General features: G+C 72.7%; 12 protein-coding genes. 5 read left to right on the top strand and 7 right to left on the bottom strand.

Annotated elements, in window-relative coordinates:
- Positions 1 to 98: 98 nt before the first annotated feature.
- Both ACFYYW_RS41790 and ACFYYW_RS41785 read right to left on the bottom strand, forming a co-directional pair.
- The gene (locus ACFYYW_RS41790) at positions 99 to 812 is read right to left on the bottom strand and encodes a glutamine amidotransferase (protein WP_352319745.1); all 714 of its coding nucleotides are present in this window, start codon (positions 810 to 812) and stop codon (positions 99 to 101) included.
- Positions 802 to 2,031 (bottom strand): MurT ligase domain-containing protein, encoded by a 1,230-nt coding sequence (locus ACFYYW_RS41785; protein ID WP_352319747.1) that lies wholly within the window; start codon positions 2,029 to 2,031, stop codon positions 802 to 804. The genes ACFYYW_RS41790 and ACFYYW_RS41785 overlap by 11 nt, the downstream gene beginning before the upstream one ends.
- A 181-nt stretch (positions 2,032 to 2,212) precedes the next feature.
- Between ACFYYW_RS41785 and ACFYYW_RS41780 the strand changes: the two genes are divergently transcribed.
- Positions 2,213 to 2,623: a YjdF family protein gene (locus ACFYYW_RS41780; RefSeq protein ID WP_387658182.1), complete on the top strand. Its 411-nt coding sequence runs from the start codon at positions 2,213 to 2,215 to the stop codon at positions 2,621 to 2,623.
- A 45-nt stretch (positions 2,624 to 2,668) separates the two neighbouring features.
- Here the strand turns inward: ACFYYW_RS41780 and ACFYYW_RS41775 are convergent, their stop codons facing one another.
- Both ACFYYW_RS41775 and ACFYYW_RS41770 read right to left on the bottom strand, forming a co-directional pair.
- A complete protein-coding gene (locus ACFYYW_RS41775) occupies positions 2,669 to 5,638 on the bottom strand; it encodes an ATP-binding protein (protein ID WP_387658179.1) in 2,970 nt (989 codons plus the stop codon).
- A gap of 73 nt (positions 5,639 to 5,711) precedes the next feature.
- Entirely contained in the window at positions 5,712 to 7,655 is a 1,944-nt protein-coding gene (locus ACFYYW_RS41770; protein WP_387658176.1) for a hypothetical protein, read from the bottom strand.
- A 169-nt stretch (positions 7,656 to 7,824) separates the two neighbouring features.
- On the opposite strand from ACFYYW_RS41770, the gene ACFYYW_RS41765 reads away from it, so the two are divergent.
- The 3 genes from ACFYYW_RS41765 (at position 7,825) to ACFYYW_RS41755 (ending at position 10,488) form a co-directional block, all read left to right on the top strand.
- Positions 7,825 to 8,493: a hypothetical protein gene (locus tag ACFYYW_RS41765; RefSeq protein WP_387658173.1), complete on the top strand. Its 669-nt coding sequence runs from the start codon at positions 7,825 to 7,827 to the stop codon at positions 8,491 to 8,493.
- Positions 8,490 to 9,143: a hypothetical protein gene (locus ACFYYW_RS41760; protein WP_387658170.1), complete on the top strand. Its 654-nt coding sequence runs from the start codon at positions 8,490 to 8,492 to the stop codon at positions 9,141 to 9,143. The genes ACFYYW_RS41765 and ACFYYW_RS41760 overlap by 4 nt, the downstream gene beginning before the upstream one ends.
- 595 nt (positions 9,144 to 9,738) lie before the next feature.
- A complete protein-coding gene (locus ACFYYW_RS41755) occupies positions 9,739 to 10,488 on the top strand; it encodes a hypothetical protein (RefSeq protein ID WP_387658167.1) in 750 nt (249 codons plus the stop codon).
- On the opposite strand, the gene ACFYYW_RS41750 is transcribed toward ACFYYW_RS41755, so the two are convergent.
- Positions 10,475 to 11,716, bottom strand: a complete 1,242-nt coding sequence (locus tag ACFYYW_RS41750) for a hypothetical protein (protein ID WP_387658165.1) — start codon at positions 11,714 to 11,716, stop codon at positions 10,475 to 10,477. The two genes, ACFYYW_RS41755 and ACFYYW_RS41750, sit on opposite strands and share 14 nt — an antisense overlap.
- Positions 11,717 to 11,941: 225 nt before the next feature.
- On the opposite strand from ACFYYW_RS41750, the gene ACFYYW_RS41745 reads away from it, so the two are divergent.
- Entirely contained in the window at positions 11,942 to 12,496 is a 555-nt protein-coding gene (locus tag ACFYYW_RS41745; protein ID WP_387658162.1) for a helix-turn-helix domain-containing protein, read from the top strand.
- On the opposite strand, the gene ACFYYW_RS41740 is transcribed toward ACFYYW_RS41745, so the two are convergent.
- Both ACFYYW_RS41740 and ACFYYW_RS41735 read right to left on the bottom strand, forming a co-directional pair.
- Positions 12,472 to 13,224, bottom strand: a complete 753-nt coding sequence (locus ACFYYW_RS41740) for a methylated-DNA--[protein]-cysteine S-methyltransferase (protein WP_387658160.1) — start codon at positions 13,222 to 13,224, stop codon at positions 12,472 to 12,474. The genes ACFYYW_RS41745 and ACFYYW_RS41740 overlap by 25 nt on opposite strands.
- The gene (locus tag ACFYYW_RS41735; RefSeq protein ID WP_352319767.1) at positions 13,221 to 13,781 is read right to left on the bottom strand and encodes a sigma-70 family RNA polymerase sigma factor; all 561 of its coding nucleotides are present in this window, start codon (positions 13,779 to 13,781) and stop codon (positions 13,221 to 13,223) included. The genes ACFYYW_RS41740 and ACFYYW_RS41735 overlap by 4 nt, the downstream gene beginning before the upstream one ends.
- Positions 13,782 to 13,872 lie beyond the last annotated feature (91 nt).

Raw genomic sequence — 13,872 nt, 5'->3', positions numbered from 1 at the left:
CAACGCCAAGCCGTTTCGATGGACCAAGACTGCGGACCAGATCCTCGACCGCATCTGCCACTACTGCGACCGAATCTCAAAACCGGCTCACTAGGCCGTCAGCCGGACAGGACGGTGCTCAGCCGCTCCTGGCGCAGGGCCTCGTAGCGGGAGTCGTCGAGGGGCGTCAGCTCGCCCACGCGCCACGACAGCAGCAGGTCGGCCAGGGCCGGGTTGCGCGCCAGGGCCGGGCCGTGCAGGTACGTGCCCACCACGTGGCCCGCGTAGCAGCCCTCGAAGCCGTCGCCGTTGCCGACCCCGGCGACCGTCTTGGACAACGGCCGCACGCCAGGGCCGAGGTGCGTGACGCCCATGTGGTTCTCGAAGCCGGTCAGCGTGGGCAGGTTGAGCGCGGCGTCGACCTCGGCGACCAGCTCCCCCACGGCCCGGGCGGGGCCGCGCGAGCTGGCGATGTCGAGCAGGCCGATGCCGTCGACCGGCTGGCCCTCCTCGCCGCCGAACGTGCTGCCCATGATCTGGTAGCCGGCGCACACGGCCAGCATCGCCGCGCCCCGCGCGATGGCCCGCTGGAGCCCGCCGTCGCGGCGCAGACGCTGGGCGGCCAGGATCTGCGGACGGTCTTCGCCGCCACCGATCAGGTAGATGTCGCCGGTCTCCGGCACGGGGTCGGCCGAGCGGACGTAGACGGTCTCGACCTCGATGCCCCGGCGCTGCGCACGCTGCTCCAGGACGAGCACGTTGCCCTGGTCGCCGTAGGTGCTCAGCAGGTCGGGGTAGATCCAGACGATGCTGAGGGCGCTGTCAGACGGCACGTCCGAACTCCGATCGGATCTGCTGGAAGGCGGTGTAGTTGGCGATCACGTCGACCCGGCCGGGCGGCTGCATGGCCAGCGCCTCGGAGAACGAGCTGCACAACGTGAACGGCACGTCGGCCACGTCGAGCCGGAGCGCGAGGTCGAGCCGCCGCTCACCGGTGACGAAGACCGGACGGCCGCGCAGGATGCGGTAGTCGACGTCCCACAACCACGAGGTGTCGCGGCCGTCGGGGCCCTGCGCGTTGACCGACAGGATGATCGGCAACTGTGGGTCGGCGACGTCGAAGGCCTCCAGCCAGCCCGCCGGGTTCTTGGCCAGCAGCAGCCGCGCGTGGCGGCCCTCGCGCTCGACCGTGGTGTAGCGGCCGGCCACCGAGGTGACCTCGCGCAGCCGGGGCAGCGCCCGGTCGGCGGGCAGCCCGAACGCCTCGGCCACGGCCAGCGCCATCACCGCGTTGGAGCGGTTGGCCAGGCCGGGGAGCTGGATGTCGAGCAGCCAGCGCTGCCCGCGCGGGTCGATGGCGACGTCGTCGTCGAGCACCCACTGCGGCTCTGGACGGTGGAAGGTGCACTCACGGCAGGACCAGTCGGCGTCCTTGCGGTCGAGGGGGCCGCCGCACTCGGGGCAGCACCAGGAGTCCTCCTTCCAGCGCTGCCCGCCGGCGACCCAGGTGACCTTGGCGGCCGTGGAGGCCCCCCAGGTGACGAGGGGGTCGTCGCAGTTGGCGATGACATGGGTGGGCCTGCCCGACAGCGCCCTGCGCCACTTCTGCGCGAGCAGCCAGATCTCGGCCGCGCGGTCCATCTGGTCGCGGCTGAGGTTCATCAGGCAGACGACGCCGGCGCCGGTGGTGTCGAGCACCTCCGGCAGGTACTTCTCGTCGACCTCCAGCACGCCGTAAGGGGCGCCCTTGTGCTGGGAGAGCGCCGAGACGTGGCCCGCCGGCATGTTGGCGCCGAAGGCGTTGGTGGCGACCTCGCCCATCTCCAGCAGCGCGGAGGTGATCAACCTGGTCGTAGTGGTCTTGCCGTTGGTGGCGCTGACCAGGGCCAGCTTGCGGTCGCGGGCCAGCTTGCGCAGGAGGTCGGGCTCGAGCATCAGGCCCACCCTGCCGCCGATCACCGAGCCGTCACCGCGCCCGGTCATCCGCGAGAGCGTGGCGGCACTGCGTCCCAGGGCGCTGGCGAGCTGAGCCCGCAGAGGAAGCTGGGTCATGCACATGGATCCTAGTCGCCGTTGAGTCCTACTCTGGAGTTGCACACGAAAACGCGGCCCGGTTGGTAGCCCGGGCGAAGCATCACGTATCCGCCTTTCCTGGGATGTCCGGTGTGCCGGAAGCGGCCTGTCCAGGTCGCTTTCCCGGCATGTCTGGTGAAGGGCGGAGAAGATGGTCACGTTGTCGGTCTATTTGGACGGCCCGTTCTGGGTCGGGGTGCTGGAGGTCGCCGAGGGCGGGCGGCTGCGGGCGACCCGGTTCACCCTCGGGTCCGAGCCCACCGATCCCGAGCTGCACGCGTACCTCATGCGCCATGGCGTTTCGCTGCTGGAGCAGGCCCATGCCGCGCCCGCCGTGGCCGGCGGGGAGCGCGAGCGGCGGGTCAACCCCAAGCGGGCGGCCAAGCTGGCGGCGCGGGCCGCCGCCCAGGTGTCCGTACGGAGCACGGCCGCGCAGGAGGCGATGCGGCTGGAGCTGGAGAGCCGCAAGCAGCAGGCCGCGCAGGGACGGCGGGAGCGGCGGCGCGAGCTGGCCGAGCACAAGCGCGAGGTGGCCCGCCGCAAACGCCTCGAACGCCGCCGCGACCGCTGACCCGCCCCCGGGCGAGCTCCAGGGGGCTCCAGGGTGAAGGGGGCGTCAGGCCGAGGGGGCGTCGACGAAGGCGATCTCCGGGGCGCCCCCGTGGTCGAACGGCAGGACGAACCGCTGCGGCCACGACAACACCCCCTCCAGCCAGCCCGCGCCCATCGTCTGGCCGACGTGCCTGATCCTGGCCGACGCCTCGATGCCGATCGCCACGTTCGTGATGTCGCGCTGCACGCTCTCGTTCTCGTCGTCGCCCAGGATGACCCGCCAGGCCAGGGCCCGGTTGTGGTCCACCTCCATGGACAGCGGGTGGTGGCGCAGGGCCTTGGCGCGGTGGCCGAGCAGCTCGGCGTGCACCAGGTCGGCCGTGCCGTTGCCGTTGGACTGGCGGAACAGGGCGTACTCCATGGGCGGGGCCGGGCTGCGCAGGTTGGGGGCGGGCTGGCCGTACGGGAAGAGCCGGTCGACCTCGTGCAGCCAGCGCACCTGCGGGATCACCCACGACGCGCCGGGACGGTCGCCGCCGGGCTCGGCCCCCGACAGCAGCCGCGCGGCGACCTCGGCGGCCTTCTCGGTGAGCAGCGCCGGGTCGAACCAGCTCCGCAACGACCAGGCCCGTCGCTGGACGGCGCGTTCGACCAGCGTGGCCAGCAGGCACTCGCGGCGGCGGGCGGGCAGCTCGCCCCAGGCGGCCGACAGGGCGCGCGGCACGCCGGGCAGCGGCCGGTTGCTGACGAAGGCGAGCACGACCGTGTCGCACCAGATGCGCAGCCAGGCCCAGTCGGGCCCGTCGGCGAGCACGTCGGCCTCTCTGAGCTCCACCAGGGTGCACGCCTGGCCGGTACGGCACTGCGCCCCGCACGCGGCCGACCTGCGCCCGCGGATGGGCGGCTGGGGGCCCGGCAGCGGCTTCTCCCGCGACTCGCCCAGCGGGACGCGCACCCGCAGCGGCCGGTCCATGCCGTCGGCGAAGACCGCGGCCGAGCCCGGCTGGAGCGAGACGACGTGCCTGGACTGCTCGTCGCTGAGGTTCATGGCCGCGCCGACGAGCTTCCTGTCGTCCTCGGCGGGCAGCCGGTGGACGACCTTCAGCGCGGTGTTCTTCACGACGTCGGAGACGAGCTTGGTCGGGATCTGCTCGGCCACCACGATGCCCTCGCCGTACGCCCTGATCTCGGCGAGCAGGCCGGCCAGCAGCTCGACGGCGTGCGTGGAGGCCCGGCCGTGGCCGCGGTCGCGCAGCAGCCGGTGGGCCTCCTCGATCACGATGACGTGCCGCAGCCCGGCCGACTTCTCCTTCCTGGCCCGCATGCGCAGGTGCTCGACGATCCGGATGATCAGCGTGCCCATGAGGAACGCCTTGTCCTCGTCGTTGGCGACGTCCTCGATGGCCAGGACGACGTTGCGTTCCAGCAGGCCGCCGATGTCGGCCGGGTGGCCGCCCTCGAAGAAGCGCCCGGCCGAGCCGACCCGCAACGACCGCAGCCGGAGCGAGATGAAGCCCTCGACGTCGGCCTGGACCTCGCGGCCGTAGCCGATCTCCTTGATGACGTCCATGGCGTGCTGCTGGAGCTGTTCGAGCGTCGGCACGCTGGGCGGGACGTTCGAGCCGGGCACGGCGCCGCCGGTCACGACGTCCCAGCCGGTGGCCTCGTAGACCCGTTGCAGGGACAGCGACATGATCTGCGGGAACGGCTCCTCGGCGTCGAAGGCGGCCATGAACAGCGCCCTGATCATGTCGATGTGCGCCTGGACGGGGTAGCCGGGCTCGGGTTCGAGCGGGTTGACGCTGAGCGGCACGCCCTCGGGGGCCGAAGGGTTGATCACCGTCACCGGGTCGGCGATGCGGCCGGCCATGGCCGCGTACTCGGACTTGGCCGGCTCGATGGCCAGCCACGGGATGCGCGCCTCGCTGAGCTGCTCCAGCAGGTGCCGGACGGTCTGGGACTTGCCCGAGCCGGTCGCGCCGGTGACGAAGGCGTGCCTGTTGAGCGTGGCCAGGGGCACCCGGAAGCTGCCCACGCCTCTGTCCTGGCCGTCGAGGATCTCGCCCAGCTCCAGCTCGCCGCCGTCGGCCTCGGACGTCACGTCGAAGAAGCCGGAGTCGAGCACGCGTACGCCGGGCACCTCGCGCCTGGGCAGCCCGGCCAGCGCGGCCAGCGCCCCGGCGGTGGCCGCGAAGGGCGCGGCGGCGCCGTCGGCCGGGTCCTGCATGGTGATGGCCAGGGCCTCCGACAGCGCGTAGACCGCGCCGTGCGCGCTGCGCAGCCGGTACGGGTGGTGGCTCATCTCGACCGACCCGACGAGCACGGGCGCGATCTGCCGCAGCTCCTCGGCGGTGGCCCCGCCGGCCAGCACGCGCACGTTCCACAGGCCGGCCTCGCGGAAGGCGTCGAGCTCCTGCATGCGGCGCTCGGCCCGCTCGGCGTCGAACCGGGAGCGCTCGGAGGCGTCGCCGTACTGCCGCAGGACGTTGAGCTGGGTGCGCAGGTGCGCCACCTCGGCGTCGAGCAGGTCGGTCGGCTCGGCCACCACCAGCCAGGCGAACGGCCGCGACATGAGCGTGACCAGCGTCGACTCGAACAACGTGGGCCGCTTCAGCTCGTCGGGGTCGGACCCGGCGAACTCGCGCCCCCGCCCGCCCAGCGGCGGCGCCTGCCGGCCGGGGCACGGCGTCCAGACCAGGTCGGCGAGGTCGGCCAGGTACTCCTCGTCCAGCTCGATCCCCCGCGCGCCGCCCGGGAACAGCAGCGGCTGGGGCCCGGTCGGCAGGCCGGGCACGTCGGTCGCCCGGCGCGGCTGGCGCGGCGGCGAGAGCGGGCCGGCATTGGTGATCAGTTCGAGCGGCGCGCCGGAACCCCGCGACAGCCACCCGATGACGAACGGCCGGTCACGCTGCGCCGCCGACAACACGGCGGGCAGCACGGTGACGAAATCCCATTCCGCCGACGAGCTTCGCGAGGGTGCGGCGATCGACTGGATCCGATACCAGGGCCCGCTCAGCGAGACACTCGGCTGCATCTTCAATTCCCCCACAGTCGGTTCTCAGTAAAATCCCGCTGATCGTCAGCTCCTCACCACGCCCTTGACCAGGTCATTGCCTGCCCTTGCGCCAGTCAAGGCGTGGCGGTGGTGGCCCGAGGTTGGGTGGCGGCTCCTCGCCCTCGTCCTTGGCCTCCAGGGCCAGCACGGCCTCGCGCACCTCCTCCAGGTCGCCGAGCGTGGTCTTGGGGAAGGTGAGGATGGCCGGGTTGGCGTCGGCCAGCCGCACCCGCCTGCCCTCGGCGGTTGCGTCGGTGACGATCACGGACGTCGTGGGGAGCTGCTGGAGCTGGTGCGGCTCGACCAGGAACTCGCGCGAGCGGTGGAGCACGCGCTCGGTCTCGGAGATCTTGTCGGCCGTCCGGCCCCACTCGGTGGACTCGGTGATGTCCTCGACCAGGTCGGCGTGGCCGTCGCCGCGGTCGTGGCGGGCATCGTCCACCTGGGAGATGGTGGAGGTGTAGCCGCCGTCGAGGCCCGGCAGGGCGTCGCTGATCGTCTCGGTCAGCTGGGCCAGCTCCAGCCGGTGCTCGGTGCCGACGTGCTCGCTGGCGACCCGGGCGTCCTCGGCGTTGCCGAGGCGCATGAACGCCACGGCCGCGTGGCCGCGCCCCAGCCGCTCCTTCACGGTGGGGGTCAGGCTCCGGTACGTCAGCACCAGCCCGGTACGCGAGGTCTCGCACGCGTCCATGAGCCGGTCGAGCACGTCGCCGCGGAGCTTGTCGGCGCCCGCCACGATGATCGTGTGGTACCAGGGCCGGTCGGAGGCGGGCGACTGGCGCAGGATGTGGGTGAGCGCGGTGGCCACGTACGTGCCGAGCACCCGGTTGCCGAACACGCCGGCCTGCCGGTCCATGCTCACCACGCGCAGCCGGGCGGGCGGCAGCCGCACCGCCTGGGTGCCGAGCGTCTCCAGCTTGCGCAGCTGCGACTCGAGGGCCCAGGCGCGCTCGATCACCACCCGGTCGCTCACGCCGCGGCCGAACAGCGTGCCGATGCGTTCGAGCTGGGTCGCGGTGATCAGGCCGAAGCGCAGGTCGTCCCGCGGGTCGCCGACCTGGGCCAGGGCCCGCAGGGCGGCGGTGACCTGGCTGATGGTGGCGTTCTCGCCGAGCACTTCGAGCACCCGTTCCAGGATGGCGTTGTCGAAGCTGAGGTCGCGGGTGGTGCGGTGCTCCTCGCTCACGCTCACCACGTGGGCCAGCACGTCGGCGAACGCCTCCGGCTTGAGCGTGGCCCCGAGGTCGAGCTTCGGCAGGTCGACCGGCAGCACCCAGACCAGCGGGTCGTCGCCGCCCTTGCGGGCCAGCTCGATCAGGTCCTTGGCGATCGCGCCCTCCGACAGGTCGAGCACGGTCAGGTGGCCGCCGCTGTAGAGCCGGGTGGCGCCGAGCAGGGTGATGAGCGCGGACCAGCCGGGCAGCGTGCCGCCGGCCACGTCGATGCGGTCGATCTCGTCGGGGACGGCGACGGCGTACCAGGTGAGCTGGCGTTCGTGGCGTTCCTTCGACTCCTGCCAGTCGCGGTAGCGCCGGGCGTGCTCCTCCTGGGCGCGGAACAGCTCTTTGTCACGTTCCTGACGTTGCCGGTCGTCCCTGGCCTGCTGTTCGAGCACTCGGTAGCGGACCGCCCGGTCGCCCTGGAGCAGGGCGTAGGTGCAGATGCCGGCCACGCCGCCGGCCGCGACCAGCCCGAGGAGCGCGAACGACCACCCGAGGTAGCCGCTGACCGCGGCCACGAGGATCAGCGCGGACATGGTCAGGCTGATGGCCCGGATGGCGCGTACGGGCCGGTTGAGCATGTCCTCCTGGAGCCGCTCGCGGCGCAGCGCCTCGGCCGTCCGCCGGCCGGACGACTCCGCGTCCGGCGCCGGCTCCTTCTCGGGCGAGGGACGCTTGGGCGGCGGCCCCGGGTCGGGATGCAGCAGGATGTACTGCCACCCCAGGTAGATGCGGTCCGCCTGGAGCTGGGCATGCTCGGGATGCACGTCCGCCACGTGACCCTCCGGCCGCGATATGTCGTTAGTTGCAGGGGCCAGCCCTTTTCCGCTCCGTGACAGCGTATGAGCTTCCACCCCCGTAGCGGCAGGGTTCGCGGCAATTCCCCCCGCCAGAAGGGACCATTGCGGCAGATGGGGCAACCGTGACCTATTACCATCCATACCCATGACGGAACCCTCCGGCGACAGCACGAGGCCGAGACGCCCGGTGGCGGTGCCCATCGTGGCTCTCGTGGCGGTCACGGCCGTCGGCATCACGGCCTTGCTGGGCGGGTTGAACGAGGCCCCCGACAAGGGCCCGGACCTGCTCGGCCAGGGCGCGACGCTCGACCAGGGCCGTTACTCCACGCGCTTCGTCGAGTCGCGGGTCAAGGTCGAGCGGGCCAAGACGCAGTTCGACGAGGACAAGCGGTTCGTGGAGCTGGTCTTCGAGGTCACCAACAAGGGCGACGAGACCTCCAGCGTCGGCCTGCCCCCCGACCCCGCCAAGCCGGACAAGGCGTGGCTCGGCATGTTCTTCGCCGACTCGCTCGTCGCCATCAGCCCCAAGTTCCCCAAGGAGTCGGGGCCCTTCGTCTACGCCCTCGACAAGGGCGACGAGACCCGGCAGCTCCACCCAGGCGTGACCAGCCAGGTGCTCGTCCGGTACCGGCTCGGCGCGACCGAACGCCCTCCGGACAAGATCACGCTCGACGTGGCCACCTTCGAGTACGTCTCCGGCTTCGAGGACGAGCAGCTGCGCTGGCAGATGGTCTCCAAGGAGAAGGACGACAAGTTCTACCCCGAGGTGAAGGCCCGCGTGACGCTGCCGGTCAAGGCGGGTGAGGGGGCATGACCGCCACCCAGCCGCGTTCCTCGGCCGTCCCCGAGCGTCCCGGCCGGCCCGGCCGCCGTGCCGGACGCGGGCCGGGCGGCGGCTCCAAGGTGCTCAACGCCTGCGCCGGGCTGCTGCTGGCGGCCGCCGCCGTCGGGCTGCAGACGTTCCACCTGTCCGCCAACGAGGCGAGAGCCAAGGCGACCTACACGGGCGCCAAGGGCGAGGACGTGGACGCCCGGCGGTTCACCGTCCGGCTCGACTCGTTCCTGGCCACCAGGACGATCCAGAACAGCGACCAGACCATCACGACGGACAACCTGTTCCTCGTGGTCAACGCCTCGGCCAAGTCGAGCCTCAAGCCGTACCACCTGGGGCAGCCGCAGCTGCTGACCGCGGACGGCAAGAAGTTCCAGGCCACCGACCGCGTGGCGAGCACTCTGACGCTGGCGAACACGTGGGTGCAGCCCGACATCTGGGTCAGCGGGCGGTTCTTCTTCGAGGTTCCTTCATCGGCGCTGCCGGGGGCGCGGGTGATCTTCGGCTTGCCGGCCGAGACGGTGGAGGAGCCGTTCCAGCCGGAGGTCGAGATCGACCTCGGGCTCGACGAGGAGGCCGCGCGCAAGCTCGCGGCCTCGCCGCAGGCCGTCTACTCCACCGTCAAGAAGTGATCGCACTGTGAGCACGAACGAGCGCGACTGGTTCGCCCCCAGGACCGACCACCACCCCGAGGACCCCGCCCCGGCCCCCTCGGCCTTCCCGCCTCCCCCACCTCCCCCCGCACCCGCGGACCCGCCGTCGTCGCAGCCCGGAGCCGGACCGATGCCCCCGTCGCCGCAGCCTGGGGCCGGACCGGTGCCGCCTGCGCCGCAGCCTGGGGCCGGGCCGATGCCGCCGTCGCCGCAGGCGCCGCTGCCCGCCAGGCCCCGACGCCGCCGTACGGGCTCGCCACGCGACCGCGCCACCCCGCCGCCGGCCCGTCCCACGCCACCTCCCGGCTACGGCCCCGACCCCTCGGGCCCCGTCCCCGCCGGCCACGCGGCTCCCCCGCCCGGCCCCGCGGGGGCGCCTCCCGGTCACGACGCGCGGCCTCCCGGCCGTGGCGGCGCGCAGCAGCCCGGCCCTGGAACGCCGGGCGGACCGGCCGCACCCGCCGGCGCCGGGATGCCCGGCGGCCCCACGGCTCCCGGCGGCCAAGGGATGCCCGGTGGGCCCACGGCTTCCGGGGGCCAGGGGATGCCCGGTGGGCCAGGGCGGGGGCGGTTCGTGCATCCGGACCAGCAGGTGTGGCCGCCCGCCCCCCGCGAGTCCTCAGGGCGCAGCACCCAGCCGCTGCCCGCCATCCGGCCCGGCATGGCCCCGCCGTCCCCGCAGCGCTCCCCGGCCGCGGCCGCAGCCGCGGCGCCCCCCGTGCAGCAGCCGCCGGCGAGCCCGCAGGACGCCCGCCCGCCCAGGCGCGGCCGAGTGATCCTGGTCGCCGTGGGCGCCGCCGTGGCGTCCGTCGTCGCGATGGGCCTCAACACCTACGACGGCTACCGCTTCTACGACACGACCATCACCGGCGGCGTCAAGGTCAACGAGGTCGCCGTCGCCCCCGGCCAGTCGGGCGAGGTCCACCACATCGAGTGGAAGGCGGCCCTGAAGGCCGTCCAGGCCCCCGAGGGCAGCAAGCACGGCCCCGAGGTCACCTGGCTGAAGGTGGACATCACCCAGAAGCTCCTCGACGAGTCCAGCGCCACCATGACCGCCCCGCCGGACCGGGCCAAGCTGGAGGACCGCTCCGGCCGGACCTGGACGGTGGAGTTCACCCCGGGCGACCGCCCGACGGACCGGCTGGAGCTGGGCAAGGAGTACAAGTTCGAGGGCATGGCCATCGTGCCGACGCCGGTCGCGAACGAGGTCGAGCTCTCCTTCAGGGTCAGCGACTACCGCTCCGACACCCCGACGGCGGACTTCTTCAAACGGGAGAAGGTCGGCAAAGCGGAGGTGGACGCGCTGCGGTTCACACGTCGGTGAGCGGCTCGCCCTTGAGCCGGGCCCGCGTGGCGGCCAGGTCGTACGTGGCCGCCAGCAGCGCCATGGTGAGCACGGTCACGACCAGCCCGCTCACGAACGCCAGGGGCCCCTGCTTGTACGCCCACACCCAGTCGGCCTGCGCGCCGACGAGCGTCACCACGGCGCGCTCGGCGTACTCGGCGCCCACGGTCAGGGCGACGTAGCTCAGGCACATCATGCCGAACAGCGGCGCGCCACCCTTGGCGATCATCCGCAGGGAGTTGGCCAGCGGCAGCCAGCGGTCCCGGAAGCCGCCGGTGAGCTGGTCGAACGTCCTCTTGGTGAGGTCGTGGCTGTCTTCCAGCCGGTCCACGCCCCGTTCGAGCCGGGTGCCCTTGACCAGGCTGCGGGTCTCGTCGGAGTAGGCGCCGAACACCAGCATCGCCACGGTCAGCCAGGCCAGCGGGACGGCGACGCCGCCGATGAAGAACGGCCAGAAGTCGCTCACCGCGTCCGTGACCGTCTTCCACAGCGGCACGCTCTTCTCCGCCTGCTCCAGCAGGTCGTTGGTGCCGGCGACCACGCTGCGGTGCTCCACCCACTCCGAGCGCAGCCCGGCGATGGCGACGGTGGCGTTCAGTCCGTAGAAGACGAAGGCGAACTCGGAGAAGGCGGCGCCGAAGCCGTACAGCTTGCCCTTGCCCTGCTCCACGAGCTTGGCGAACAGCCACTTCAGGCCGAACAGCACGACCATCGCGCCCAGCGAGACCCGCCAGTCGAGGTCGGTGAGGCCCTTGCCGACCTGGGTCTCCTCGCCGAACCAGGCCGCCGACTGCATGTCGTAGAAGTGGTGGTTCAGGTCCATGCGCTGCAGGGCGCGGGCGTCCTCCACGTGCCAGCCCCACGACAGGTAGAGCACGGCGAAGGCGGGGGCCACCCGGTCCAGCACCCGGAAGAAGCGCTCGTCCTCGACGCCCTCCTCCCTCCTCGCGCGCATCTCCCACAGCGCGCCGCGCAGGGTGTAGAGCATGCCCGTGGTGACCGTCATCGCCGCGAGGACGATCAGGGTCAGGAAGGTGACCGTGCCCACCAGCCGGAGCTGTCGCAGGTCGCCGTAGGCGAGCTCGGTGGCGGCGTACAGCAGGACGAAGCGCACGACCTGGCCCGCCGCGTACCAGAGGATCAGCGGCAGCGCGCATTTCCCCGCGAGGCGCAGCGCGTGCAGGGGCAGCGAGTACGGCGACGGCATCCGCTGAGCCGGCGTAGGCCCAGGTCGGGGCGGCGCCATCACACCTGTCGATCCGGACATCTGCTGAATCGTAGCGGTCCGTCCCTTACGCCGCAGCAGCAACCCGTGGACAGCCTGTGGCCAGGGTGTTTCCAGGCCACTCCTGAGCAGTGGCGAAGGCGGGAAACGACGATTCGGTCCCCGCGAGGCGGTCACACCGGACGAGCCGTGCGGCACGATGGCGTTATGGACCCGCTGCCCGCCTTCGACCAGGACCCCGCCGTCGTCGGCGACCGGCTGCGACGGCTGCGCCAGGCGCGCGGAGTCTCGCTGTCCGAGCTCGCCAAGCGGGCGGGCATCGGGAAGGCCACGCTGTCCGGCGTCGAGACCGGCACCCGCAACCCCACGCTGGAGACGCTCTGGGCGATCACCGCGCAGCTCGGCGTGCCCATCGGGGCGATACTCGACTCGCCGCCCGAGCCGCGGACCATGCGCGGCGCCGCCATCGAGGCCGACCTGCTGGAGGTCTTCGAGGACGACAGCGTCACCTACGAGCTCTACCGCGTCCGCGTGCCCCCGGGCGTCACCCAGACCTCGCCCGCCCACCACAAGGGGGTGAGCGAGCACGTCACGGTCTTCACCGGCACGCTCAGCGCCGGCCCGATCCACGAGCCGCTCACGGCCGGGCCGGGCGACCACATCTCCTGGCTCGCCGACGTCCCCCACGGCTACCGCGCGCACGGCCCCGACGTCGTGCGCGCCACCCTCCTGATGCGTTACCCGGCCAAGCCGCCCGCCTGAGCCGGCCGGCAGGTGCGGCACGGCCGGTAGCCGGCCGCCCTGGCCTGGGCGACGCTGCGGAAGCCGTGCCGGTGCGCGGGGGTGATCCGGCGGGCGTTGTGGCAGGTCGGGAAGCACACCACGCCGGTGGTGTCGCTGGCCAGGTAGAACACCCGCTCCCCGGCGAGGGCGCGCACCCGGTCCAGGTCGACGCCCTCGGCCAGCAGCAGCCGTTCCTTGGCCGCCCGGCCGAACACGTAGTCGCCGGTCACGCCGTCGGACCTGACGACCCGGTGGCACGGCACGAGCAGCGGCACCGGGTTGGCGCCGAGCGCCGTCCCCACCGCGCGTACGGCCCGCGGACGCCCGATCTGCTCGGCCACCCACGAGTACGGCCTGACCTCGCCCCTCGGGATCGTCCTGACCGCGTCGAGCACGTCACGCTGGAAGCCGCTGACGCCGCGCAGGTCCAGCGGCACCTTGCCGAGACGGCCGGTGCGCAGCGCGGGCACCAGCCCCGCGGGCGGCCGGTCGGCGGCCAGCAGCGGCCGGCCGAACCGTTTCCTGAACGAGGCGGCGAAGTCGTCGCCGGTGTGCACGTACGCCACGCCCTGGTCGGTGAAGGCCACCCGCAGCTCGCCGATCGGCGCGGGCACGCTCACCCAGCGGGCGGCGATCCGGTCGAGCAGTCCGGCGGGCGCGTCGGTGGCCAGCGCGGCCAGCCCGGCCAGCAGTGAATCGTCGTTCATCGGGCACCTCCCAGTTCGCGCAGCCGCCGCAGCCCTCGCGACACGTGCGACTTGACCGTGCCCTGCGGAATCCTGAGCACGGTGGCGATCTCGCTGACCGGCAGGTCGACGACGTGCCTGAGCACCACGGCGGCCCGCTGTTCGTCGGGCAGCAGGCCGAGCAGCTCCGACAGCTCGTCGCCGGTCTCCCTGCGGACCGCCGCCTCCTCGACGTCCTGGGCGGGGTCGGGCTCGTCGACGGGCTCGTCACGCAGGTCGGGTGGCGGTTTGCGGGATTTCGCCCTGGCGCAGTTGCGCCAGATGTTCATGAGGATCGTCATCAGCCAGGCCCGCGGCTGCAGCGCGGCCAGGCGGTCGGGCTCGTAGCCCGCCAGTGCCCGGTACGCCCGCAGGAACGCCTCGGCGGTGAGGTCCTCGGCGTCGGCCCAGCGCCCGCTCAGCCGCAGCGCGGTCGAGAAGACCAGGCCGCGGTGGGCGGCGTACAGCTCGGCGAAGCCCTCGTCGAGGTCGTCGAGGAGCGCCTTGCGCACCGGGTCGAGACAGTCGGTTCCACTCACGCCCTCTACAACACCGCCGCGCCGGGTTTCGTTGCGCTCGCCCGGAACGGGAACGGGGCCCGTGTCCGGTGTGGACACGGGCCCCGTCTCG

It is taken from the genome of Nonomuraea sp. NPDC001831, from assembly GCF_042892035.1.
Taxonomy (GTDB): Bacteria; Actinomycetota; Actinomycetes; order Streptosporangiales; family Streptosporangiaceae; genus Nonomuraea.
This window is presented reverse-complemented; position numbering and strand designations above follow the sequence as displayed.

What these genes read in the sequence shown, in the direction of transcription:
- ACFYYW_RS41785 (WP_352319747.1), bottom strand. Translation starts at nt 2,031, where the DNA reads ATGACCCAGCTTCCTCTGCGGGCTCAGCTCGCCAGCGCCCTGGGACGC.
- ACFYYW_RS41760 (WP_387658170.1), top strand. Translation starts at nt 8,490, where the DNA reads ATGACCGCCACCCAGCCGCGTTCCTCGGCCGTCCCCGAGCGTCCCGGC.
- ACFYYW_RS41750 (WP_387658165.1), bottom strand. Translation starts at nt 11,716, where the DNA reads ATGCCGTCGCCGTACTCGCTGCCCCTGCACGCGCTGCGCCTCGCGGGG.
- ACFYYW_RS41740 (WP_387658160.1), bottom strand. Translation starts at nt 13,224, where the DNA reads ATGAACGACGATTCACTGCTGGCCGGGCTGGCCGCGCTGGCCACCGAC.
- ACFYYW_RS41765 (WP_387658173.1), top strand. Translation starts at nt 7,825, where the DNA reads ATGACGGAACCCTCCGGCGACAGCACGAGGCCGAGACGCCCGGTGGCG.
- ACFYYW_RS41745 (WP_387658162.1), top strand. Translation starts at nt 11,942, where the DNA reads ATGGACCCGCTGCCCGCCTTCGACCAGGACCCCGCCGTCGTCGGCGAC.
- ACFYYW_RS41775 (WP_387658179.1), bottom strand. Translation starts at nt 5,638, where the DNA reads ATGCAGCCGAGTGTCTCGCTGAGCGGGCCCTGGTATCGGATCCAGTCG.